We start from the raw sequence: 24,960 nt of genomic DNA, 5'->3' as shown, positions 1-24,960 counted from the left end.
GGAACGTCCAGTTGGCGATGAAAGAAATGGTCCAGCCTTCTCCTGAAGCGTCGACAGCTCGCTCGCAAGGTCTCGGCGCGCGCCAGATCTGCGAAGCTCTTCGCGAGCAGATCCTAGGTGGGATCTATGAAACGGGCAGCCAGCTGCCGTCGTCACGCGGCCTCGCAAATGAACTCGGTGTGTCGCGAACCACGGTCACCGTGGCGTATGATCAGCTGGTCGCCGAAGGTTTCATCGAGGTCATTCAAGGCGCAAGACCTCGCGTTGCCTCTTCGCTAGTCCGAAGTAAAGAGACCAGCGCGGTGCCGAAACGGACTGGCCCGATCCACCTTTCCTGTTACGGCGAGCGACTGCGCGCCAGTCCGCCACGGCGCGATTACCTCCCCAACCGCCTCAAGGTCGATTTCCGTTATGGCGATCTCGCCCCATCTGATTTCCCGGCGCTGACGTGGAAGCGTGCGATGAACGCGGCGATGTCACAAAGCCCCGGAAGGCTGGCCTATCACGATCCACGCGGCTCGCATCGCTTGCGCCAGGCGCTGCAGGGATATTTGTGGCGTGCCCGAGCGCTTAGCTGCCAGGTCGAGCAGATCCTCGTCGTCAGCGGATCACAGCAGTGCCTCGATATGTGCGCGCGCCTGCTGCTCGATCCTTCTGACAGCTTCGTGATCGAGGATCCCTGCTATAGAATGGCGCGCCAAGTCTTTGCCAGCACAGGAGCCACGCCCGTCGCTGTCGCCGTCGATAGCGAGGGCATGAAGACCGAGCTGCTGCAGGAGATCCCAGCGCGGCTGGCCTATGTCACCCCGTCGCACCAGTTCCCGCTCGGCGCCGTCTTGTCGATTTCGCGGCGGTATCAGCTCCTCGAATGGGCTCGGCGCAATGACGCCTATATTATCGAGGACGATTACGATGGCGAGTACCGGTACGACATTCGACCGGTGCCCCCGCTGCATAAGCTGGAAGACCGCAGTTCCGTAATCTATGTTGGCACGATCTCCAAGACACTGTCGCCGATGCTGCGCATCGGCTACCTGGTGGTTCCGGCCGAGTTGCAAGACGTCTTTGCGATGGCCAAGCAGCTTCTCGACAGGCATTCTCCGGTCGCGGAACAGGAGGCCCTGGCCTCACTCATCGAGAGCGGTGGTTATGAAAGCCATGTGCGCCGCGTCCGCCGTCTTAACGGCGAGCGGCGAGAGGCACTGCTTGCCGTCCTTCGACGCGCGTTCGCAGACAGCATTGACATCGAGGGGGCCGATGCAGGGCTGCATGTCGTCGTCTGGTTCAAGGATCTTTCTCGGTCGCTGGAGGACGTCCTGGTTGAAGAGGCGCGGCGGGTCGGGGTTGGCATCCATCCGATTTCATCGCTGTACATCCGAGATGAAGGCCGCGCTGACCGGATTGGACTGGTGATGGGCTATTCCGCCCTGACCATTCGGCAGATCGAGAATGGCGTTCGGCTCCTTACTGGAGCTATCCAACGGGTAAGAAACTTTGCCGAAGAGTCGGCAAGATGCTCAATACCCGCCCTGACAGCGAGCGGGCCTGGCTCGTGACCCCAGAGTCGCGCCGGCATTGATCGCAGACTGAATCAGCAAGACTTGCCAGGACTGGCTCTGTCGGCCAGTCCTGGTCGACCTCGGGAAAGGAATTCTTGAGGATACTGTCAAATCCGGTGGAAGCAAGGCACCGTCGCGGCCGGCTTAAAGGAGGAAGCGTTGTTGGATTTTCCGCTGATCGACGAAGAAATAGCAGAGATCGCACCTGACTTTCGCGCAATCAGCATTCTTGTTGATGCAGAGGACAGTGCGCGAGGCGTCATGGCTCGGGACGTGTTGGGAGAGGCTTGCGATTTCGCCCGAGCGGGGGGACCGGCCTGGGGAGAAGCGCACTTGGCCAATTGGGCGGAGGCATACGTCCGGTTCGGCGCGAAACCAAACCGGACGCCGTGCTCGGCGCAGGCATTGAAAAAACGGGTGGAGAAGGATGGCCGCATCCCACCAATAAGTCCTGTCGTTGACCTCTACAATGCAGTGAGCCTGCGTTTCTCAATACCCATTGGCGGCGAAAATTTCGATGCATATGTCGGTAAACGGCGGCTGACGATTGCCGTAGGAACGGAGTCCTTCCACACTGTTTTGAATGGGGAAGCGGTCGTCGAAAGTGCTTCCAAGGGGGAGGTCATCTGGCGCGACGATCTGGGAGCTACATGTCGCCGCTGGAATTGGCGGCAGGGCACGCGCACCCGGTTGGAGACCGTGGGCGGCCGCATGTGGTTTATTTTGGAAAGCTTGGCAGCGATGCCGGAAGAGGCGCTCGAGCAGGCGGCTAAGATGCTCGTGAGCGGTCTGAGAGAGCTGGCACCAGGGTGTAAGGTCTACAAGCAGGAAATCACCACCGCTAAAGCCTCAGTCGCTAGTCTCGACAGGCGGGTCGGTTGAGGAACGTGCCCGACCCGATGATGATCGGTGCACTCGCAAGCAGTCTGCGTTCCTTTGCCAGCGGGTCTCCTGGGGCTGCGAAGGTCGATAGGAGGTAACGCCTCTGGCCATTTCGTACTCAGCAGGCCAGCGGAAGGTGCACCGCATTTCATAATTCGAATCGACCCAGCGTAGCCACGGTCCAAAGATTGCGCACCTCTTCGGGTTGCTGCTTTGATCAATCTCGACGTCAGAACGCTCCGGGGCGAGCTTCAGTCCTGGCACTCCGCATAACATCTCGTCGCGAAAGCCGGATTAATTCGGATCGAAGCAGTTGCGAGACATCTGCCATGCTTGGGGACTCGCTCTCCGCCGAGGGGGGATGCGGATGACGATTCATTTCCGCCTGCCTCATCGACGTGTGTGACGACCACGGCAGTCGTGCCCGATCCGCCCTGCCGCGTACGCCTGCCGTGCGGCAGTGCTCGATCGCCGACATGACCTTGAGCTGCCGAGGCTGAGCTGGCCTGCATACGCGACCTGATAGGCAGGCCGGGCAGCACGGAGCATATCGGCGATCTCGATCGAGTCGCCGCACGCTCACCCGTCGGGCGAGCTCTCCGCCTCCTTGAAAAGGCTAAGTTCTCGAGCTGGCTGGCCTGCAGCATATCTGCGGGTCGAGCCCCAGCAGGACCCGGGTAACTCCGACTTCGGCGCCGGCCTCCAGGCGTGGCGAAGCTGTGACGCAGCGTGTGCGGGCCGGGCCACTTGACGGTGTTGGCGCTTTTGCAGTCTCGGCGACAATCCGATGGATCTGCACGTCGGGTAATCGCGTGCTGCCCCGGGAACAGCCAGCCACCGACGCCCTGCTGCCGCCCGACCTTCCATCCGTAGCGCAGTTGGCTAAGCCGGCCGGCCGACGGGATGGCATCACGGCACCGTGCGCCGCGCCAACGCTCGATCGGCAGCAGCATGCGCTCGTTGTGACCGTGGGTCATAATGCACTGGCCGCTCCTCCTCCCTTGAACGAGCCGCACGAGATGCGCCATCTCCGGGTAGGTGTCTTCAACAGCACCCCATCAGGGCCGCCAGCAAGGCTGCCACTGATTTCTATCTTTATCGCCGGCAACGCGATCGGTAGTGCTACGCTGGCGACGGCGGGGCCACGGACGGTTGGGCTAAGCCAAGAGATGTCGGGGGCGCAGAAGCCGTGGAGGGCCTCATTGTTGGACCGCCAAATTGTTAGCCCGATGATCCCCCGCCATGCCACTTCACCAACTGGACGGCTTCAATTGCAACGAACTGGCTGTTTCCAGAGGGCCAGATTGCAAGTATCTGACCTGCAACGCACACAAGGAGTTCCCCCGATGTGCCCCCTCCGGCCTTCTGAGATGATGATATTGATTTCCTGCGAGCGAGCATCCGCGCAGCGCCGCTGGCGAACTTCGTCACTGCCACGGCCCAATGACTTTTCGCCTCGTCACTGCCCTTCTTGCTTGATGAAAGCGAGGGCGAGCACGGCGTGATCTGCGGCCAGCTCGCGAAGGCCAATCGGAAATGCCGTGTTCCGCTACTGAGCGATGGCTTGGCCATCTTCATGGGGCCGGATGCTTACGTGACCCGGCGTGGTATGCGGCCAAACGGGAAACCGGGAAGGTTGTGCCGACCTGTAAGGGAGGCGCTATGATCGCGCTGGGCATCGGCGTCGCTACGAAGAAGCAGCCTGCCACATCAGTTTGGCTCCGGATCGGTTCAGCATCTTTCCGGGTTGGCGCCTACTCTGCGGAAGCAGCTGGATAGCCTCGATCGATCCTCGGTCATTTCGCCTAGCAGATCAATGTTCTCAAGAGGCGCGGTAGTATCCGTTGCGTGAAAGTCGGCTCACAATGAAGCACAATCGTGTGAATAAAGAGCGGGTCAGTTCGATTGACTCGCCTTCCTATGCCGACCATTTCGGCCTCATAAATCAACAAACGGCAGAGCCAGTCAGCCGAGAATGGCGGCCGCTTTCATGAAGGAAAGCCACTCCGTGCGCCAGGCGCCACTTCGGTTTGCACTCGACCACATGGCGACGCCCGGGCTTGACGTCAGGACGTTCTTCGCGCTCGCCCGCGATCTCGGTCTGACCGACGTGCAAATCCGGAATAATCCCTGCAGTAAGGCTGTTGTGCGCGGCAAGCCGCCGGCGGATGTTCGGTCTGCCGCTGCCGAAGCGGGCGTCACGATCATCTCAGTCAACGCCCTACAGCGGTTCAACGAATGGACTCCCGCCCGCAAGGCCGAGGCCAGCAAGATCGCCGATTATGCGGCCGCCTGTGGCGCCCAGGCGCTCATGCTGGTGCCGGTGAACGACGGTTCGTGGTCCGCCAATGGCGAGCGCAATAGCAATCTCCGCGTCGCCTTGAAGGCGCTCAAGCCGATACTTCAGTCGCGGGGTCTGATTGGGCTCATCGAGCCGCTTGGCTTCCAGACCTCCTCGCTTCGGTCGAAGAACGAAGCGGCTAACGCTATTGCCTGGGTTGATGGCCAGTCCGTCTTCCGGCTTGTGCACGATACATTCCACCACACACTCGCCGGCGAGACGTCCTTCTTCTGCGATCTGACCGGTCTCGTGCACATTTCAGGCATAAACGATCCAACCTTGTGGGTTCACCCGGATCGCCTCCTGGGAGGTTCCGACAATTGCAGCCAGATCCGGGCGCTACTTGATGGCGGCTATACGGGTCCCTTTTCTCTTGAGCTCGTCGAGGAAGTCCACGCATTGAATGACTCTGCAGGCGCATTTGCCGCCAGCATCGATCTCATCCGACACGGGCTACTGGCGCGAGTGCCGGTCTAAGGCGCGTAGGCAAATTGAGCGGAGAAGTCATTCGAGATCGCTCCTGTGTCCCGCTCATGCAGATGCTTTCCGGATCACCATTGTCAACACTGGCCATTGGACTGCCTTGGGCGGCCGCGGCAGTTCGATGGGCCCGCAAGGCGAAGGTTGGATCTGATGCTGAGGGCGGCGGACTATCGGAATTTTCGGACGAAGAGCAACTGACGGCGGACAAAGGGCGAGTGCGCGAAGCCAACCGCAGGTGGTCCTGAGGTGATCTTTTTCTAGGACCGCGGTCGCGCCGCTGCTGCTTCACCTAGGCGGCCTCTCCGGGATTCACCGACGACCCGCTTCATCCGACCAGAAGTGCCGTTGCCAGACCCGTAGCTATGCGCTCTCGGATAGCGCGTGGGACAAGAATTCTGGCGCTCCGATCTGCGATTCAGCGTTATTAAAACCCCAGCTTCCTCTTCAGTTCCGCGTTCTCCTTGCGCAGGCGTTCCGCGAGCAGGCTCTTCAGTCGTTTGTTTTCTTCCTCAAGCGCGACGAGGTCCTTCAGATCGTCACCAACCGATGCAGGCAGCGCAGCTTTCTTCCATTGGTAGTAGGTCTGTTCTGAAATGCCGGCCTGCTTTACGGCGCTCTTGTGGGAGGCGCCGCCACTGATAGACTTCTGTATCAGGGCGAGCATCTGGGCGCGCTCCTTTTCAGAGTAGACCTTACGTCCGGTCCGCACGGTCGCTGCTGGTGCTTCCTCCGCCTGAGACGCCGCATTGGGCGCATTCTTCCGAGCAGGCGGCCCGGGCTCAGCCTTCGCTCTCGGCGACCGTTGGGCTTTCTTCATTTGAGGCCTCTCTACTTTGGCTGCCGGTTGCGTTGCAGTTGTTACTGATTCTGCGTCCAGGGGATTTGCCATGAGATACTCCGCTCGCGGTTTGTGCATGTGTTCAGCATCAAGCGCTACAACACTTGAGTCAACAGGGCGACCATTTGGCAACTCCATCTCCTCGAGTTCCCTTGTTGTCTCGGCCATTGCTGCGGTAAGATCGACATCGCTCCAGATCGAACGACTCCGTTTTTGAGAACTGCGCTTCTGTCTGATCTCCACCGTGAATGCTCGGGGCTGCCGCCTCATAGGTCGTTCCTTGTTGAACACGAATTATGCAGGAAGTCGCGGCAGACGACGAATGAAGGTCTGGCCACTTCTTCTGTAGCCGAGCTATATGCATCGCACCACCCGAGCAAGCCCTGCTGGCGACGCACACCCCGGAACAGACCAGTTCCTATGAGCCCCTAAGAGCAAGTATGCAATGCCATCCCGGGACCGAGGAGGTGGTGGATTCCCGCAGCATGCAAAAGCTATCTCCCGTGTTTTCGATGGTAGAGCGACGGCTGGCATCCGAACTGAAAGGAGCTGCTCAAGAGCTGCGATCCAGTCTGCGCTGGCAGTGCAGGACGGCATACCTCCGAAGGCCGGTGCTACCGACGCTAGCCCGCTGATTACCGACATCGGTTGGCGCCGAAGAACGGACAGCTGCGCAGAATTGGCGAGCGGGGAGAGGCGAGGGCACGAGCCGAGTCGAACTTGCATCGAGCGTCGTCCGGCAGCGGCAGAGCATGACAGGCTTCTTCGACAAGAACGGAGCCTGACCGAAGCTACTCGTCGCCGCAGTCGTTGCTGGGGCGACCCTTCTTTCACGAGTACCGCGGCGGCCGCCTGGTCGGAACGTCGTCCCGGTACTGACCGAGTGAATTTTGCGGAGCCACGCAGCGGCGTCGTGCGCAATCGGGAAAGCCAATATAGGCTTGCCCTGGGCAGGACGTTTTCGTGGCCCGCGGAGTGCATAAATTCCCCGAGCCTTTACCGGGCCGCTATACCTCTTGGGAGCGAGTTTGCCACGCTCACGATATGTCCGGAAAAGTTGTTTCCCCTTTCACGCCGAGCTTCAAGCCGCTTCACTTGTGTTCGCCTCCTCCTGAAGGCCCGCCAACCCGCTTTTCGCGTTCGATCGATGGCGCGTTCTCAGTTGGGAATGCTGAAGGACGCACGCCTGGTTGCCTCTCCGGCAGCCAGGCGATCACGGGGGACTTCGCTAAGCCATCAGCAAGCATTGCTGCAAAACGGCGCCAAAACTGCCCCCGACCGGCCTCGGCGTCCCCCGACCATTAGTGAGCGGTCCGACTCTGGGCAACGCACCGCTCCTGTTCGGAACACCGCATGAAGCGAAAGAGCCATTTTGGTGGGCCCGTTATGCTTCGTCCAGCAAACGATCGGCGGACGCGAGCAGCTTGTGAGGGATGCAGCCGAATGCAGCGCTGCTCCCACAACTGGCGAAGCTCCTTTGTAAGAGCTTCACGCTTAGCTTCATCTAACGTGATTGAATTGAGGAGATCCCCCAGCACGGCTTCGGCCTCGATCTGAATGAGCAGAGCGTACACTTCATTTGAAATGCGCACACTGTCCCGAGTGGAGTGGACTGCGCGGGCATTTATGAAAGGAATGTCGGCCATGGCGATAGATCACATCATTTCAGATGTTTTCCGGCAGATAGATGTCAAACGGGAGAAATGTCTGCCCCGGCGTCTCCGCGGTGCCGGTCCTGATGGCGCGATCCATCAGCAACATCAGCTCCTGGCAAAGTCGGCGCAGTGGCGTCGCCACCGCCATCGTGATGATGTCGTCCGCCAGGGCCTCCCGCGACTCCGGCGTGATTTCGTTCACGATCGCGACGAGATCCTGGCCTTTGCCCTCTTCCCGGAGCGCGGAGATAGCCCCCTCCATGCCACCGCCGGCCATGTAGAAGCCGACGAGCTCAGGTTCCCGCTGCATAAGATCCAGCAGCGCCTCGTAAGTGATCTGTCGCTTCTCAAGATTGACGAGCGTATCCAGCACCTCGAATGCTGGCTCGTTCTCACGGAAATAGGAACGAAACCCGCTTTCCCGCAGCTCATGACCCTGGAAACGGTGGCTGCCGACAAACACGGCCACCTTGCCAGACCGTTTAGCGACCTTGGAGAACATCCAAGCTGCCGTCCGACCGACGCTGCGGTTGTTGAGACCTATGTAGCCCTCGCGCACGCCGGCGGCGAAGTCAGAAAGTAGCGAAAAGACCGGGATGCCTTTCGCCTTGAGCTCCTCGACTGCTGCCGTGATCTTCGGGTGATCTGGCGCCACCATGGCGATCGCGTGGCATCGGCTACCAAGATCCTTAAGCAGTGCCGTCAGATCCCCAGGCAAATGTGACGGCGCGAATTCGATGAGCGGAATGCCGTGGAAGCAGTGGGCCGAACTGACCGACGCCTCGACCTCGCGCGCGAACTCCTGGTAGAAATGCTGGGCCGGTTTCCTCAAGATGAAGCCCAGCCGGTAGCGGGGCAGGTCCTTTCCCATGCGCTGTTTGATAAGTCCCGCAGCATGATAGCCGATCGCGTGGGCCGCGTGGTGGACGCGACGCGCGGTCTCCTCCCGCACCGGAAGGCGAGCGTTCAGCACCCGATCGACCGTTGCCACGCTCACCCCCGCTTCGCGGGCGAGATCGGCAATTGTAGGGCGCTTTGCCGTCGCTCCGATTTTGATCGGCTGGCGCTCCGTCATCCGGTGCATGCCGGCGACGGATTGGGGCGGCAAAGTGATTTCGGCATCCTCCCCGATCGACGGCCTATACATTGATCAGCGCTCCAGGCGCACCCGGGCGCGTCTCGGTCTGCGGTCCGTTTCCATAGGGCGTCCATGTTTCTTGTCCTCACCGCATTTGATGCTTCTGATCTGTGGCCCGCGAACCGCTGTTTAGACCCGGCGAGCCGATTGTTTGGTGGCTGATGAGCCGGCGACTTGGCTGGTCGCGCTGCAGCAATCTTGCTGGGGCGCGTGGTCGGTTTAATCTCTCGGCAAGCTCCCGTAGAAGGCAGCTTTCATGCGCGTTTCGTCCAGTTCGCCTTCCCAGCGGGCGACAACCAGCGAGGCCACCGCATTGCCGATTACGTTCGTCAGCGCTCGGCATTCGGACATGAAGCGGTCCACGCCAAGAATGAGGGCCATCCCAGCAACGGGAACGCTTGGTATTACGGAGAGCGTAGCAGCCAAGGTGATAAAGCCGGCCCCTGTTATACCTGCGGCACCTTTCGAGGAAAGCATCGCGACAAGCAATAGGAAGATCTGATCGGGAATCGACAAGTGCGTGTTCGTTGCCTGGGCGATGAAGAGGGCGGCGAGCGTCATGTAGATATTGGTGCCGTCCAGATTGAAGGAATATCCAGTCGGGATGACGAGACCCACGACGGAACGCTTCGCGCCGGCGTTCTCCATCTTCGCGATGAGCGAAGGCAGCGCGGCCTCCGAGGAGGACGTTGCCAGGACCAGCAGCAGCTCTTCCTTGATGTAGCGCACGAGAGAAAAGATCGAGAAGCCGTTGTATCGGCCGACCGCGCCTAGAATCCCGAATACGAAGAGGAAGGCGGTGAAATAGAACGTGGCGACCAGCATGGCGAGGTTGGCCACCGAACCGATGCCATATTTGCCGATGGTAAAGGCCATGGCGCCGAAAGCGCCGACGGGCGCGGCCCTCATCAGAATGCCGACCAGCTTGAACACCGGCGCGAGGAGCGCCTGAAGCAAAGAAAGCACAGGCTTGCCCGTGTCGCCGACCATCGCCAGAGCGATGCCGAACAGCACCGAGAAGAACAGGACCTGCATGATGTCGCCTTCGGCGAAGGCACTAACGATCGTCGAGGGAATGATGTTCATCAGGAAGCCGGTCACCGACTGCTCGTGGACCTTGGCGGCATAGCCCTTCACGGCCTGCGCATCGAGCGAGGCCGGATCGATATTCAGGCCGGCACCCGGCTGAACGACATTTGCGACAATGAGACCGACGATCAATGCGAGGCTCGAGAAGGTGAGGAAATAGATCATTGCCTTGCCGGCGACCCGGCCGACCTTCTTGAGGTCATTCATGCCGGCAATGCCGGTCGTCACGGTTAGGAAGATCACCGGCGCGATAATCATCTTGACAAGCTTGATGAAAGCATCGCCGAGCGGCTTCAGGCTCTCGCCGACCTCCGGGTAGAAATAGCCAACTGCGACACCGAGGGCGATGGCGGTAAGCACCTGAATGTAGAGCTGGGCGTAGAAGGCCTTGCGGGGCACGGGACCCGCGCTTCGGATTGGTGGAGCCAACAGCTTTTCTCTCCCTGACCGGATCGGGGTGGGGCCTCCTCCCTTCCCGCGCTTCTCCCATCGCGGCGCTCCGGTCACGCGCTGCTGGCATGTCGACAGCAAGTGTTGTGCCAAGTGGAGGCCCGCACCCAAATAAGGTATTCCTCCGCTGAGGCAGCCTCAGTAAGGGCGGGTTGTGCGGGTTTCCGCATTGTTGCCGTTATCTCGGGCGAAATCCCGCACTAACGCCCAGCTTTGCACCCATTGCTTTAGCCTGATAGCCACCAGTCGGTAACTCTGGGATCCGCTGTGCCCGCTCGCTTCTTTGTCGCATTTGCGACCCGGCCGGGCACGGAAGTGGAGGATTCCCTACACGAGCTGGCTCTTACCGCGCTCCCGCTGCAGCCGTGGCGTCCCGACGGGTCGTCGAAAAGACCGAATGATTCACCGGACCTGGCGCGCATCGGTGCGACTCAGAAGATGCTTCATAGCGCGAACACTTTGGCCGCTCGACGACACTTCGGGCCGTAGTGTCCGACGCAGCCGCCCTAACGCCGACAGCATCCCGGAGGCGTCGACCTCCGTACGCTCACCGCGCCGGGCATCCGTGAACACGCCGGGGTAACTCTGCCGTTCGAGATCGATCTGTCGGCAAATCTCAGTTGATGGAATTCTATCATGTCCTCCTGCTTTCCTTTCAGAAATGCGAGGAAAGCTCGGTTGACTAGCCATCCTCATTCCCGCTCTGTAGGGCAACGTGTGGTTGCGCTCCGGAAGCCTGAACCGCGCCTCAGTTCAGTAAGGATAGCCAAGCCATGCATCAAGCCTTGCCTCCGGCGTCTTTCGGGCTTGCCCCTCGTCAGGGCCTGACCGACGCCCAAAACCGTGACCCACACTTGATCTTATGCAAGGCAGTATGTCGCCTGCGGAACTCTGGCGTCCTCCCGCCGACACATCACGACGACCCGCATCAACGTTTCAAGCGTTCCGGTAAGCGGCTCCCACGCGCGAGCAAGTGCGCCAATCATGCGGCGGCTCGCGGTGCGAAGACATTCTTGTTGGTGCCGGCCATCGGTGGCTCGGGCCCTGATGCCATCTGATGATGCGTCTACGCGGGGGGACATCGCAGATCCAGATGGCGCGGCGTTGCTGTCGCGGCCCAAGATCGAGGATGACATGTCAGATCAGGACAATGGTCGCCAATCTGAAGACAGTGCTGAGCAGACTTCGTCAAGCTGGACATCATTGCACGACACCAAAAGGGATGACTCGGAACCCGCCATTCTGCCGTCGCGCGCGAGCGCGCTTGCCGGCATCTACGAAATTTCGAAAGCGCTCACCGCCCCCTCCGGGCTCGAGGTCAGGCTGGCCAAGGTTGTAGACCTGCTGCGATCGTTTCTGCAGATGAGGCACGGCATCATCTCTCTTTTCGACGGTGATGGCGAACTGGAGATCATCGCAGGCGCCGGCCGGACCGAGAGCTGCAGTGAGCGCTGCCGGACGTACCTGCCACGAAATGCAATCGACCAGGTTTTGGCGACGGACAAGCCCCTGGCCACCGAGAACATCGCGGTTCATCCGGCTTTCACCGCCGCCGACATGGACGTGCTCGGGGCTTCCGACGACATACCAGTGTCCTTCATCGGCGTTCCCATTCGCGTCGATGCAAATGTCGTGGGCACGCTGACCATCGACCACGTACTGCGCCATGGCTCAAGAGTTTGGCTCGATTACAGCCTCTGTCTGCTCCCGCTAATCGCCAACCTGGTAGGGCAGGCAGTGAAGTCGCATCGCTCTTTCGAGGGCGACCGAGAGCAACCGATGGCAAAGCAGGACTCCCTGCCAAAGCAGAAGCGCCTGGCCCCGCAGCGTAACACTCACGTGGAGGGGATGATTGGCGACAGTTTGGCGTTGCGCGGTCTGCTTGAGAAGGTTGCGCTCGTAGCTAAGGCCAAGATTGCGGTTCTGTTGCGAGGCGAATCCGGTACCGGGAAGGAGCTGGTCGCCAAGGCTATCCACGAGTTGTCCCCGCGCGCCAAGCGGCCCTTCATCAAGCTCAATTGCGCGGCGCTACCCGAGACTGTGCTGGAATCCGAATTGTTCGGCCATGAGAAGGGTGCATTCACAAGCGCGTTCAACTCGCGCAAGGGGCGCTTTGAGCTCGCCGACAAGGGGACATTGTTCCTAGACGAGATCGGCGAGATTTCGGCCTCGTTCCAGGCAAAGCTCTTGCGCGTGCTGCAGGAGCAGGAGTTTGAGCGGGTCGGGGGCAACCAGACCATTAAAGTCGACGTCCGCATCATTGCCGCTACGAACAAGAACCTGGAAGAGGCCGTTGCCAGAAACGAGTTCCGTGCCGACCTCTACTACCGCATCAGTGTTGTTCCCTTGCTGGTCCCGGCGCTACGCGAAAGGCGCAGCGATATTCCGCTCCTTGCAGCTGAGTTTCTCAGGAATTTCAACGATGAGAACGGCCTTATGTTGACGTTCGATCCGAGCGCAATCGAAGTACTGGTAAACTGTGACTTTCCCGGCAACATTCGCGAATTGGAAAACTGCGTGTATCGGACCGCGGTTCTGGCGGCGGGGCCATCAATCGGGAAAGACGACTTTGCATGCTGCCAAGACAAATGCTTCGCCGAGGCGCTGCATAATTGCAGACTTGGCAAAGTCGCGCTGCAACCCTCGCCGATCGGGCCGCTGCCACTGAGTCCGGCCATACCGCCGGCTGCTGCCGATAGATTTGCCGCCGTCGCACCCCCGTCGGACACCGTAGGGCAGCCGCCGCTGGACCCAGCCGGGGTAGTCCACTCTGCGAGAATGGCCGATGCCGAACGTGTCATCCAGGCCATGGAGAGATGTGGCTGGGTCCAGGCAAAGGCGGCGCGCCTGCTCGGACTGACGCCGCGCCAGATCGGCTACGTGTTGAGGAAATACGGCATCGAGATCAAGCGTCTTTGAACAGATCACCGAGCCGAGTAGCTGGCACAACGAAGGATTCGTGCCTCGGCGGCGCCTTGAGACGAGTGATGCGGGGCTCCTCCAATTCCGATCCGATCGCACAGGCCGCGCTGCCCCCGCGGTGGTCGCCCCCCACGAGCGGTCTGACGGCAGCGCTATCATCGGTGGTCCAGCCTATGTCTCGATCACTAGCTCGTGCCGAAACGCACTGAGACAGAAACGGAGAAAAATTGATGTCTGATGCAAAACTGCAAACTGTGCTTTCTTCCCTTTCGCAAGTAGCGAGACAGTTAGATGTTCTGCTATCCGACAAACCGGCGCCAGATCCTTGTTGCGTCAAGCTAAACACGAACGAGAACCCGTTTCCGTTGCCGAAAGCCATAATGCAAAGTGCGATGGCAGCTCTCGAACGGCAATATCTATATCCAGAAGACGACAACGTCAGCTTGAGGCAAGCAGCGTCGGAAGCCTACGGCGTCTCGAAGGATCAGGTGATCGCCGGAAACGGATCGTCTGAACTGCTCGGGCTTATCTACAGAGCTTTCCTGGTTCCAGGAGACAGAATGGCGATGATGTCGCCGGGGTTTTCGTTCAACCGCAAACTTGCCCGTTTGCAGGGTGCTCAATTTCTCGAAATCGGATGGTGCGCAGATCATTCCTTGCCCGTCGAAGACTTGCTTTTGGGACCGGCAAAAGATGCCAAGTTCATTCTGCTGGCCAACCCAAACAATCCGACCGGAACGTTTGTCCCGGTGGCCGATGTTGAACGCCTGGTATCACAATCAGACCGTCTGATTGTCTTGGATGAGGCCTATGTCGATTTTGCACCGGACAATGGTCTGCATCTCCTCGATCGCTATCCAAACCTCCTGATCTTGAGAACATTCTCGAAAAGCTATGCCACCGCCGGCATTCGCGTCGGTTTCGGACTTGGCCACCCCGAAGTCATTGGCAGGTTGCGGGATCTCCAGAACGTCTTCAACATGAATGTGATCGGCCAGGCGGTTGGCATCAGTGTGCTTGGGCACCGCGCCGCCTATGCCGAGAACCACAAGCACATCAAGCATGAAAGACAGCGAGTGACAGTGGCACTGTCGAAACTCGGATTTTCCGTAATACCTTCTCACGCAAATTTCCTGCTAGCGCGTGTTCCACCGGGGCAGGAAGGCTCATGGTGGCAAGCAGCCTTGGAAAGGCAAAAGATACTCGTCGCCTTCTTTCCGGATGCAGGGCTGGAAAATTACATCCGCATCAGCATCGGCACAAAAGCCGAGATGGATGAATTCCTTGACGCCGCCAGAGAGATAGCAGGAAGGGCGGAGGAAACGATCCCGCTGTGCCGGCGGTCAGCGGCTGCTGCCTTAACCAGTCGATAGTTCCCCGGCCATTAAGCGCACCGATAATTTGAATTTGCTTGCATCATTGCGAGCCACGAACTGTTGCAAAGAGTTGGAGAAAATCGCGTGAAGAATGCCTTCCCACGGGGCCTGACCTTCGGCATATTCGACCACCTGGACGAGGACGGCTGCGAGATTGCCCGGCAATACGCCGATCGCCTGAGTTTGGCAGAGGCCTGCGATCACCTTGGTTTCTACGCATATCATCTGGCAGAGCACCACTGCACTCCGCACGGGAGGGGCCCATCGCCGAATCTGTTCTTATCTAGCGTCGTCCAGCGCACCCGGCACCTTCGCGTCGGCCCGATGGTAATGCTCCTTGCCCTTTATCATCCGCTGCGTGCGTTCGAGGAGATCTGCATGCTGGACCAGTTGAGTGGTGGCAGGGTCGAACTGGGTATAGGGCGCGGCTCTCTCCCAGTCGAACTGGGTTACTTTGGGATTGCTGCGGAGGCGGCGCCAGGTCACTATGCGGAAGCCAGCGAAATCCTTATCAAGGCGATGAAGGGCGACACGCTGTCCTATCGCGGCCGCCATTTTGAGCTGAATGACGTCCCTTTGACGCTGAGATCTTATCAGCGCCCCCATCCACCGACATGGATCGCCACCAATAGACCCGAGTCGGCCAGCTGGGCCGCTGCAAGTGGCGCCAATATCGCGTGCCTGGGACCTGCCTCTTCTGTTCGCAGAATTACAGATGCATTCCGAGCCTGCCGGGAGCGCAGTGCCGACGCGGACGAGCGAGGGCCATTTCTTGGGATGCTCCGCATGGTCGTGATCGCGCGATCGGAAACAGATGCATATGCGCTCGCGGCCCCCGCTTACGAACGATGGCTCAAGAGCTTTAGGTTCCTCTACGACCTCAACGCGCTCCAGACGCCCCCAAATCTGCCGCTGAGCTTGGATGCAGCAATCGAGAGCGAATTGTGCGTGGTGGGAACGGCATCTTCTGCGCGACAAGCTCTTCTTGATCAGCTCGAAGAGGCCGGTGCTAATTATCTACTTTGCCAACTTGCATTTGGGAATCTGTCCTTAGACGCTTCGCTATACACCGCAAGGACGATCCAATCTGAAATCATGGCTCGAGTTACCTGACGTGCAATGCGCGTTCCGCGTTCGGAGTTGAATTTCTCCGGCGCACCATCACCTTCCCGGTCCCGCGCATGATGCCGATATAGTGCTTGGTATGTGGGTGGAGGGCGCGCACGCTTGTGGAGGCCCTAGATAGTTGGAGCGACCGGCCTGCCGATTAAGAAATCGCCCCGATGTCGTTTTCGCAAGAGAGGGGGAACTTGTGCGTACCTGGGCAAAGCCCCGGTTGTTCTGAGGCATAGAGAAGATTTCTATAGCTCATTATTTGAGATATTATGAGTTATAGAAAGGTGCGCTATAACTCATGGTATGGAATTGGGAGCAGGCTGACTGGCCGCATTTTACCTACAATAAGACGGCATTGGAACCGCTGGAACGCGAGTTCCTGTTGCGATCGGGCGAGTTCCTGGGTGTCTTTCGGCACGTCGGCGCCGACGATCGCGACCAGATCCGCATCGACCTTATCAGCGAAGAGGCCTTGAAGACGTCAGCGATCGAAGGCGAGTACCTCAACCGCGAGAGTCTGCAATCATCCCTGCGCCAGCAACTTGGGCTGGGCGGCGAGACCAGGCGCATTCCACCTGCCGAGCGCGGCATCGCTGAAATGATGGTCGATGTGTATTTGCATTTTGCCGATACCCTCTCGCATCGCACGCTCTTCGCCTGGCACAAGATGGTGATGTCGGGTGAACGGCGTATCGAGACCATCGGCAATTACCGCCAGCATGCCGATGCTATGCAGATCGTTTCCAATCGGCTGGATAAGCCCAAAGTGCATTTCGAGGCACCTCCCTCAGCGCGGGTAAAAGCCGAAATGGATGCTTTCACCGCTTGGTTCAACGATACCGCGCCTAAAGGTAAGACGCCGCTCCCGGCGTTAACGCGAGCCGCTATCGCGCATCTTTATTTCGAGAGCATCCAACCCATTTGAGGATGGCAACGGCCGCATAGGGCGTGCCCTTTGCGAAAAGGCGCTTGCTCAAAGCCTGGGTGAACCAAGTCTCATCGCTTTGGCATACACGATCGAACGCCACCGCAAGGCCTACTACGACAACCTGCAGGCCAGCAATAAGAGCAACGCGGTAACAAATTGGCTGCTCTACTTTGCCAACACGATCCTTGAAGCGCAACGCGTAACGCTGGTCCGCGTCGAATTCTCCGTAGCTAAAGCCAATTTTTACGAACGCTACCGAAACCAGTTCAACGAGCGGCAGGAAAAGGTCATCGCCGGAATGTTCCGCGAAGGCATCGACGGGTTCAAAGGAGGGCTCAGCGCCGAGAATTATATCGCCATCACTCAAGCATCGCGCGCGACGGCGACAAGAGATCTGCAAGACCTCGTTTCCAAGGGCGCGATGATTAGAACTGGCGAACGGCGACACACGCGTTACGCCCTGAACATTCTGGATGACCGCAGGTAAACCGCAGCACGGATTTATTGCCACCTTACTCGCGCAGCGACGTGCGAAGTTTTGAGCAAAAAGGTCTATGAATTCAGGATCGCGCTGGGCAAAGCCTGGGCACCAAGTCCGACTTAAACGGGTCCGTCTGCATTTCGCTGAGAATTTCAGGGCAACGGTTGCGGTCCCAGCGTGTTTTTATCTTCAAGTGTCGGCAATGTTCATGGCATTTCGGGCGAGCGAAGCGATACGGCCAACGCATCGGCGGTGCCGCTCCGCCTTTCTCCAAATCACCTTCGGTCTGGCCCATCTGGTTTGTTATATGAGCAAAGCAAATCACGTTCTTGCGACGCGCCGATGCAAAGGAATAGAGGGCGGCTGCTACCAATTGCCGAAGTGCAAGCCGGACTTCAGCTGGGTGGCTTAGCCGTGGTCAAAACCATCACCTCGCCGTGCGGTCGCGCCTCATGACCTGGAGGGTGGAGAAAAGGCCGGCTCACGAATGATTAGATCGTTCGAGATCGGGTCCAGTCAGTGCCGGGCGTGTTCGCACTGGCTGTGATCGGCCAGCACCTCAATCACCCGGCATTCGCCGACCTTCCCGTGCCGGCAGCCTTCGACCATGAGTTCAAGTTCGGCCTTCAATGCCGTGAGGCTGCGTATCCGCTGAACGACGTCGGCCAGCCGCGCTTGGGCAATGGTGTCGGCCGTGGCGCAGGGCTGGCTGGGATTATCCTGCAACGTCAGCAGGGTGCGGATGGCTTCGATGCCGAACCCCAACTCGCGTGAATGGCGAATAAACGCGAGCCGGCGCAAATCGCTGGTTTCATAGTGCCGTCGATTGCCCTCGCTGCGGTTCGGCGCGGGCAGCAGGCCGATCTGCTCATAGTAGCGGATGGTCGGCACTTTCACGCCGCTCTGTCGTGCCGCTTCGCCAATCGGGACACTGCGCATGATTTTTCGCTTGCTCCTCTAGTCGCTAGAGAATGTAGCGTGCCGCTGGAATGGTTCAAGGAGTGAGACGATGGCTGCAACCGCCGCACAAACTCGTTATCGCGTTGAAGGCATGGATTGTGCCGGCTGCGCGACGAAAATCGATAGCGCGGTGCGCCGCATGCATGGAGTCCGGGATGTGAACGTCTCGGTCACTGCCGGCACCATGACCGTCAGGCACACTGCCGAAAGCGACCTCGCCGCGATCGAAAAGAAGGTGAGGGGCCTCGGCTATTCTGTGGCTCAGCTCACGAGCGAAGCCGGACAGAACGCCAAACCGGCCGGGCACGGCACCAAAGGCGGCCATGACCACGCTGGCCACGACCATGCTGGCCGCGACCATGCCGGCACAGCCAAAGATGACCACGACGACGTGGAGGGCTTGCATGGCCACGACCACACGCCGGCCACGGGGCCGTGGTGGAACAGCGCCAAAGGCCGGCTGAGCATCGCCAGCGGCGCCGCATTGGCCGCAGCTTTTGCGATTCACTATGTCTGGCCGGCCACCGGCGTCTGGCTTTTCATTGCCGCCATGCTGATCGGACTGGTGCCGATTGCACGGCGAGCTGTGATGGCCGCGCTCGCCGGCATTCCCTTCACCATCGAAATGCTGATGACCATCGCGGCGATCGGCGCCGTCATCATCGGTGCCGGCGAGGAAGCCGCCACCGTGGTCTTCCTGTTCCTCGTCGGAGAGTTGCTGGAAGGCGTGGCCGCCGGCAAGGCGCGCTCCAGCATCCAGGCGCTGACCACGCTGGTGCCCAAGACGGCATTCCTGGAGGAGAATGGCGCCACGCGCGAAGTTCCGGCCGAAGCCCTTGGGGTTGGCGCCGTCATTCTGGTGCGGCCGGGCGATCGCATTCCAGCCGACGGCAAGATCATCGAGGGCGAAAGCGCCATCGATGAATCGCCGGTGTCGGGGGAAAGCGTGCCGGTGCGCAAGGGCGTCGACGCGGACGTATTCGCCGGCACCATCAATGGCGACGGCGTGTTGCGCGTCACCGTCACGGCTGCGGCGTCCGACAACACCATCGCCCGCATCGTCAAGCTGGTCGAGGAGGCCCAGGAAAGTAAGGCGCCGACGGAACGCTTCATCGACCATTTCTCACGCTGGTATACGCCCGCCGTCGTCGCCGTGGGGGCTCTGGTGGCCGTCGTCCCGCCGCTGGCCTTCGGCGACGACTGGAACGAATGGATCTACAAAGGCCTGGCGCTGCTGCTCATCGGCTGCCCCTGCGCCCTCGTCATATCGGTGCCGGCGGCAATCGCCGCCTCGCTCTCGGCCGGCGCCAGGCGTGGTCTTTTAATGAAAGGCGGCGCGGTGCTGGAAGGCTTGGGCAAGATCACCGCCGTGGCTTTGGACAAGACCGGGACGCTGACTCAAGGCAAGCCCGTGGTGACGGATGTCGTGGCCATCGAGATCAGCGAAAAAGAGGTGCTGTCGCTGGCCGCTGCACTCGAAACCGGATCGAGCCATCCGCTTGCCCTTGCTATCCTGCGAAAGGCCAAGGCCGATCGCGTGCCGGTGCCGCCGGCGGCGGAGGCGAAGGCGCTCGGCGGCAAGGGCGTCGTCGGTCGCATTGGCGGTAAGAACGTCTTCTTGGGCTCGCCGATCGCCGGAGGCGAGAAGGTCGCGCTGCCGGCCGAGCAGGCCGCCTGCATCGCCGACCTCAACGACCAGGGCAAGTCGGTGTCGGTGCTGCTGATCAACGATGTGCTGGCCGGTTTCATCGCCATGCGCGACGAGCCTCGGCCGGACGCGCAGGCCGGCCTCAAGGCGCTGACCGATGTTGGCATCAGGACTGTCATGCTGACTGGCGACAACCAGCGCACGGCGGCAGCAATCGGCAAGCACCTCGATATCGAGGTGCGCCCGGAACTGCTGCCCGAAGACAAGCAGCGCATTGTCGGCGAGTTGAAAGGGCAGGGGCTGACGGTCGCTAAGGTCGGCGACGGCATCAACGATGCGCCGGCGCTCGCCGCGGCCGACATCGGCATTGCTATGGGCGGCGGCACCGATGTCGCCCTGGAGACGGCAGATGCGGCAGTGCTGCATGGCCGCGTCGGCGATGTCGCGGCGATGATAAAACTGTCTCAGGCGACCATGGCCAACATCAAGCAGAACATCACCATGGCGTTGGGGCTGAAGGCGGTGTTCCTGGTGACGACCGTAGTCGGCATCACCGGCCTGTGGCCCGCCATTCTCGCCGACACAGGCGCGACGGTGCTGGTGACAGCCAACGCCATGCGGCTGTTGCGCTGGAAAGGTGGGGTGTAGATTGCGGCCTTCTATGTCGTTTGGGACGGCTCGATGAGCAACAACCATTCGCATCGAAGCGGCGCTTATTATTCGCCCGCGCCGTTTATCGGGGCATTTCTGGCGATTGCCCTTTTGGGTGAGCCGCTGACTGCCCGGCTGGTGCTAGCCGGCGTGCTGATGGGGGCGGGTCTCTTGCTGCATCTCGCAGCAAGCGGTGCCGGCGCTTCGTGGCCATCCCCGGCTTCCGCCGCTCTCGCAACGTGTGTGCAAAAAGCGCACACGAAGTTCTGCTTCTCTTCTTTTTTCGTTCCCACGAAGGAGCCGCCGAAACCCTTTTCGGACGCTCTTCTGCCGACGAGAGCGACCGCTCCAACGCGGATGTTCTCCGGAATATCCGTGAACCCCATTGTCCTCCGCAGCGTCCAGTTCGCCTGGGGTTCTTGGAAGCTTTTCGAACTTTCTGTCTTGCACCTCCAGTCGAGATGCGCGCGCTTCTAAAGAATGTCGGTATGCCTGTCTCCGCAGTGGTGCAAAGTGAGTACGGGGGTCGAGCCGGTGGAGTGCTACCGCCGATACCGCGCCGCAACTGAGTTCGTCTGTTGAAGCGACTTCGCAAGCGAGGCCAGCAGGTTCAAATCCTGTCCCCGCAACCAATTTTATCATAATTCAATAACCGTCCCGGTCTAACCGGGGCGGTTTTTGCGTTCAGGGCAACGCAGCGCAGCCTCTATTGCTTATTTGGGGAAGCGCCGACCAAACATTCCCTCTATCGATCGGCCGGATAGTTGGAGCGCACTGCACAGCGGCTCGGACCGCCAGCTACCCAGAATATCTACAAACGCGGGGCACATGAGTTTCCCCACTACGGGAATGGCCGCACCTCTCCAACCCACTTCGATATCAGGCGATGCGAATAGACTCCTCGATACCCGCAAAGCCTGAGCAGCATCACCTCAATATACCATTGTGCGAGGTGCCAAGCCTCCGGAATGGCGGATGGCAATTTCCCAGGAAGCATACGCTTGGGATGCACGAGTTCATTGCGAAGTTTCGTTATTGCCTCCGGGGCGTCGGCGAACGCGCCGTTTCTTTTCCAACGGCGCAATCGCTTGCTCGAGGGCGGAATGGCAGTCCGAATCTTCAAGTGCTGGCAGGCTGCCCGAATTTTGTCTGCTGCATTTGCAGCCCTTGGAAGGGTGATGCCAGCGTTGGTCAGCACCGACATTGATAGGCCTTCGAGAGCGGCTTGTGAAAGTACCAGACCCCCATCTACGCCGGCGCCTTCGCCTGCACGATTGCTCCGAAGATACCAATGGAGGCCGGCATAGCCTGCTCTTGAGAGAGACGGGTCATGAAGTAGCTCCACAAAGCCGGGAAAGGCCGCTGCCAGACATTCGCCGTGGTGGATGTCAAACCAGCTTGGGCAAGATTGCCAAGGAGCAGCGATGCGTTGCCCCCAATTCTGATAGGGTTCCTGACCGTTCCGGTCATAACCGACGATCCCGAAGAGCGACGTCCATGCGCCGCGCGCAAAGGACAGGAAACGGTGCAGATCGTGAACTATCGCTTCGAGCTGCCCGCATGTGAATGACTGGCGATCTGCGTGCACTATGCGCGCAACATGGGTGATCGCATTGCCTCCTTCAGCCTTTAGCTGCTCGATGATCTTGCGAGTTGAGGGAAGCGCCTGAAGCTCTATCTCCCAATCCAGGGTTCGCAGGACGACGCACCCAAGCCGTTGATTTGATTGGCGAAGGTCGCTCTGGGCACCAAGGCAAAAGAACTCGGGAAAGTTAAGAACATGAACGATGGCGGATGAGAGGCGTACGCGCCGGTCGCGAACCTGCGTGAATGCTGAACCGTTCGCCATCAACCAAAGCTTTGCACCTGCAGTGCCTATTTGCGATTGAGTCACAAGCACCGGAAAGAACCGACCATGCGGCCCGAATCTTAGCTGAAGCCGCAGATCTTGACTAAGTCGATACCCATCGAGGCTCGTGTTAACTTCGACGAGCACACGTTCTTTGTCGGCCAATTCAAGCCGAGCGTTACCGGAGCTGGCAACGGTTATCCCTCCGGCTCGGAGCTCGACAGGTGCGCTGCCCAAATCAATTGCAGAATTAGCAGTTGCAGCAGCGTATTTCGGAGCAATCAAATCTACCATCTAACAACATAGCTGGTGGGCACGATCGTCGTCTAGGGAGGGTCAGGCAAACCAGGGCAACGAGTCCAGGTTAACGGGGTTGGAGAGCTGCCATCAGGTAGTCGGTATCCCAGGTTGCGAGTTTTCGCTTTCCCTTGATGGATTGTTTTCCGGGCATGGCTCGGATGAGGTTGAGGGCGAGGTGGCGGACCATGGCCATGTTTGTGGCGCCGTGGCCGCGGCGCAGGCGGGACTGATCCTCCTTGAACTGGACATCGAGAACCCAGTGTAGCCCGTTCTCGATGCCCCAATGGGCTCGGGCGGCCTCGGCGAAGGTTTTTGCGGTGAGGATGCGAGAGGAGATGTAGCATCGCCGCTCGACCCTGACCTCGGCGCCGGTCTCGATACGGGTCTCGACCATGGCGATGGTGCTGAGGCCCTTGAAGCGCGGCTCGTCGGGATAGCGCCTTCTGCCACTCATCCAGTCGACACGCTGTGAGACGAGATGACGGCGCGTCTCGATGCGGCCATGGCCCTTCTCGACCTCGGTGAGCGCATCGATCTCATCGACGGGATGCTGAGTTGAATGTTTTCTCGGCTGCTTCAAAAGCCGCAATCGCTTCGGTCTGCTCATTCACAAGCGTTCGGAAAGCGTCGAATGCTTGATAGCAAATGTCACGCTCCTTCTGAAGCAGGTTTCCCATCTCGCCAAGATCAAGCGCCGGGCTGCCGCCGATGCCGTATAGAATGCGCCCCGATTTCTCGACCTTCCGGCCCACAAGCCGGGTCATGCCAAGCACGAATCTGGCCGAGAAACCGTGGTTGTAAGTGTTGCGAAAATCATCAGTTTGTTCTTTGAAAACGCTTCCGGCGATCGGCTCGATCTTCAGCTTGAACCTGCGGTACTTCCTCCATCCGCGGCAATAGGGTTCGATATCGTTCAGATAGAGATTTGCGGTGGGAAAATCATCTTTCCAATCAGAGATCTTCGTCATATTAGCCTGGTGGCATAGGTGCCCCGCAGCGAAGGTAAAACGGGATTTGAGCGCGTATGGGAGCCCCAGCGCGACGGTCCCAAGCATGTCAATGAACTCGTGCGTCAAATCGTGCTTGTCTTCGTTGGAGAGCGGAGCAAGAACCGCGGCCCAGGTCCGCAGGCGATGCGCATAATGTGTCAGGTCGTTGATCTTGTTCGCTAGCTCGCCTGAATATTCAGCCAGCATTTCGTTATAGGCCATCCATCTCACACTCAGCGGATCAGGTAGGCTCCACCAACGGTAGGGCATCCAGCGCCCGCCGATCGGAGTCACGTCGAGTTGCGCACGATATTGCGTGTAGAACCGGATGAGTTTTTCAGAGCGCTTTAAGGTGAATTCGTCCGGCACAGCCATCAACCCTTCTCAATATCAGCGCAAATGCCCCTGCAAACGAAAGGGCGAGCGACGCCGCCGCGCTCTGGCTCTGAATGAGGTCGCAGCCGAGCTTTCGGCGACTGGCGATGGCCTGATCCGTTCGGCGCGAGGCTAGTAGCGGGTCAGGAGCAAGTGCGAGGCTTTAGCGAATAGCTTTGCTATCCTCGCGCAACCTCCGCTGAGTCGTCCAATGTCACGCTTGATTGTACCGTCGCCGAAGACGCTGACTAAAACAATTGCAGCCTGTGTCGAGAATGCCGAGCGTGTGCTTGCTGACGCTGACATGTTCGAGTTCGAGAAGCTGAAATCGACACGACTCTATCTGATCCTAATTGCACAGGAAGAGCTCGCAAAAGCCTTCATGCTCATTCTGGTATCGATCGGCATCTTTCCGCTTTCGCGGCCGATCCTGAGGGCGATGAACGACCACTCGTGCAAGCAGTTGGTCGGCATGCTCATGGACTACATGATCATGCATTGGGAAGACATCGAAGACGCCCGGCGAATGATCGCAGAGGACTTCGACATGGGCGATGATCATTTCCCGATCGACATCGCCAGCGCACTCGAATTGCTACGATATGAGAAAGTCGCTCGATGGGAAACCGGAATGGGCGGCTACGCGGATGGAGACCTTAATTACAGCCAGGCGGCTCGCAAAGTGGCATCTGGCAAGCACGATCGACGGAAACAGGATGCGCTATACGTGCGCGTTAATCCTGACGGTTCGACCAGTAGCACTCCCCACAAGGTTATGGATGCTGAGGTCAAGGACGAAGCCGAGCGCGCCAGTCGGTATTGCTACTTCGTCAAAGAGTCGATGGCTGGCAAAGCGTCCGGCATGCGGTATGAAAAGACCGTCGCGGCGCTAAGAATGCTCTTCGGCCATCGCCCACCGATCTAGACACG

Annotated in this window: 15 protein-coding genes and 4 pseudogenes; 11 read left to right on the top strand and 8 right to left on the bottom strand. The window is 59.5% G+C overall.

The genetic code is table 11. The annotated features are described in order from the left end of the window. The first annotated feature begins 17 nt into the window (after nt 1-17). Nucleotides 18-1,556, top strand: a complete 1,539-nt coding sequence (gene pdxR / locus AC0L3N_RS12735) for a MocR-like pyridoxine biosynthesis transcription factor PdxR (protein ID WP_473548072.1) — start codon at nt 18-20, stop codon at nt 1,554-1,556. A gap of 162 nt (nt 1,557-1,718) precedes the next feature. Beyond that, entirely contained in the window at nt 1,719-2,441 is a 723-nt protein-coding gene (locus tag AC0L3N_RS12730) for a B3/B4 domain-containing protein (RefSeq protein WP_473547921.1), read from the top strand. Between the two features lie 427 nt (nt 2,442-2,868). On the opposite strand, the pseudogene AC0L3N_RS12725 reads toward AC0L3N_RS12730, so the two are convergent. After that, nucleotides 2,869-2,990, bottom strand: a pseudogene (locus AC0L3N_RS12725) (IS91 family transposase); the annotation flags it as partial. Between the two features lie 829 nt (nt 2,991-3,819). On the opposite strand from AC0L3N_RS12725, the pseudogene AC0L3N_RS12720 reads away from it, so the two are divergent. Together AC0L3N_RS12720 and AC0L3N_RS12715 are read left to right on the top strand one after the other, a co-directional pair. Continuing rightward, nucleotides 3,820-4,088, top strand: a pseudogene (locus AC0L3N_RS12720) (FMN-binding negative transcriptional regulator); the annotation flags it as partial. A gap of 328 nt (nt 4,089-4,416) precedes the next feature. Next, the gene (locus AC0L3N_RS12715) at nt 4,417-5,259 is read left to right on the top strand and encodes a TIM barrel protein (protein WP_473547920.1); all 843 of its coding nucleotides are present in this window, start codon (nt 4,417-4,419) and stop codon (nt 5,257-5,259) included. A 430-nt stretch (nt 5,260-5,689) separates the two neighbouring features. On the opposite strand, the gene AC0L3N_RS12710 is transcribed toward AC0L3N_RS12715, so the two are convergent. The 3 genes from AC0L3N_RS12710 to AC0L3N_RS12700 form a co-directional block, all read right to left on the bottom strand. Continuing rightward, nucleotides 5,690-6,346 carry a transposase gene (locus AC0L3N_RS12710; RefSeq protein ID WP_473547919.1) on the bottom strand — a complete coding sequence of 219 codons (657 nt, stop codon included), beginning with the start codon at nt 6,344-6,346 and terminating at the stop codon, nt 5,690-5,692. 1,422 nt (nt 6,347-7,768) lie between these two features. Beyond that, nucleotides 7,769-8,833, bottom strand: coding sequence for a LacI family DNA-binding transcriptional regulator (locus AC0L3N_RS12705; RefSeq protein ID WP_065011499.1), 1,065 nt, complete (start codon nt 8,831-8,833; stop codon nt 7,769-7,771). A gap of 282 nt (nt 8,834-9,115) precedes the next feature. Then, the gene (locus AC0L3N_RS12700) at nt 9,116-10,417 is read right to left on the bottom strand and encodes a dicarboxylate/amino acid:cation symporter (protein ID WP_473548071.1); all 1,302 of its coding nucleotides are present in this window, start codon (nt 10,415-10,417) and stop codon (nt 9,116-9,118) included. A gap of 1,152 nt (nt 10,418-11,569) precedes the next feature. Here AC0L3N_RS12700 and nifA point away from each other — a divergent pair. The 4 genes and pseudogenes from nifA (at nt 11,570) to AC0L3N_RS12680 (ending at nt 17,264) form a co-directional block, all read left to right on the top strand. Next, nucleotides 11,570-13,354 carry a nif-specific transcriptional activator NifA gene (nifA, locus tag AC0L3N_RS12695; protein WP_473548069.1) on the top strand — a complete coding sequence of 595 codons (1,785 nt, stop codon included), beginning with the start codon at nt 11,570-11,572 and terminating at the stop codon, nt 13,352-13,354. A 233-nt stretch (nt 13,355-13,587) separates the two neighbouring features. Beyond that, a complete protein-coding gene (hisC, locus tag AC0L3N_RS12690; RefSeq protein WP_473547917.1) occupies nt 13,588-14,730 on the top strand; it encodes a histidinol-phosphate transaminase in 1,143 nt (380 codons plus the stop codon). Nucleotides 14,731-14,817: 87 nt separating this feature from the next. Beyond that, on the top strand, nt 14,818-15,846 hold the full coding sequence (locus tag AC0L3N_RS12685; protein ID WP_473547916.1) for an LLM class flavin-dependent oxidoreductase: 1,029 nt from the start codon (nt 14,818-14,820) through the stop codon (nt 15,844-15,846). Between the two features lie 301 nt (nt 15,847-16,147). Beyond that, nucleotides 16,148-17,264 (top strand): annotated as a pseudogene (locus tag AC0L3N_RS12680) (Fic family protein). 510 nt (nt 17,265-17,774) lie between these two features. On the opposite strand, the gene AC0L3N_RS12675 reads toward AC0L3N_RS12680, so the two are convergent. After that, nucleotides 17,775-18,197, bottom strand: a complete 423-nt coding sequence (locus tag AC0L3N_RS12675) for a MerR family transcriptional regulator (RefSeq protein WP_065008538.1) — start codon at nt 18,195-18,197, stop codon at nt 17,775-17,777. A 70-nt stretch (nt 18,198-18,267) separates the two neighbouring features. Between AC0L3N_RS12675 and AC0L3N_RS12670 the strand changes: the two genes are divergently transcribed. Both AC0L3N_RS12670 and AC0L3N_RS12665 read left to right on the top strand, forming a co-directional pair. After that, nucleotides 18,268-20,514: a heavy metal translocating P-type ATPase gene (locus AC0L3N_RS12670; RefSeq protein WP_473547915.1), complete on the top strand. Its 2,247-nt coding sequence runs from the start codon at nt 18,268-18,270 to the stop codon at nt 20,512-20,514. A gap of 54 nt (nt 20,515-20,568) precedes the next feature. Next, a pseudogene (locus tag AC0L3N_RS12665) lies at nt 20,569-20,703 on the top strand (EamA family transporter); the annotation flags it as partial. 655 nt (nt 20,704-21,358) lie between these two features. Here AC0L3N_RS12665 and AC0L3N_RS12660 read toward each other — a convergent pair. The 3 genes from AC0L3N_RS12660 to AC0L3N_RS12650 all read right to left on the bottom strand — a co-directional run bounded on the left by AC0L3N_RS12660 (nt 21,359) and on the right by AC0L3N_RS12650 (nt 24,030). Then, on the bottom strand, nt 21,359-22,660 hold the full coding sequence (locus AC0L3N_RS12660) for a YopA family protein (protein ID WP_473547914.1): 1,302 nt from the start codon (nt 22,658-22,660) through the stop codon (nt 21,359-21,361). Between the two features lie 70 nt (nt 22,661-22,730). Beyond that, complete coding sequence (locus AC0L3N_RS12655; RefSeq protein ID WP_473547913.1) at nt 22,731-23,246, bottom strand: ISAs1 family transposase; 516 nt, start codon at nt 23,244-23,246, stop codon at nt 22,731-22,733. Further along, nucleotides 23,203-24,030, bottom strand: a complete 828-nt coding sequence (locus AC0L3N_RS12650) for an integrase (protein ID WP_473547912.1) — start codon at nt 24,028-24,030, stop codon at nt 23,203-23,205. Before AC0L3N_RS12650 ends, AC0L3N_RS12655 begins: the two co-directional genes overlap by 44 nt. Before the next feature lie 211 nt (nt 24,031-24,241). Here AC0L3N_RS12650 and AC0L3N_RS12645 point away from each other — a divergent pair, with 211 nt between their 5' ends. Then, complete coding sequence (locus tag AC0L3N_RS12645; RefSeq protein WP_473547911.1) at nt 24,242-24,955, top strand: AbiV family abortive infection protein; 714 nt, start codon at nt 24,242-24,244, stop codon at nt 24,953-24,955. Nucleotides 24,956-24,960 lie beyond the last annotated feature (5 nt).

This window comes from Mesorhizobium sp. WSM4807, from assembly GCF_055811615.1.
The sequence above is the reverse complement of the archived record's forward strand: the minus strand, read 5'-3'. Positions and strand labels throughout refer to the sequence as shown.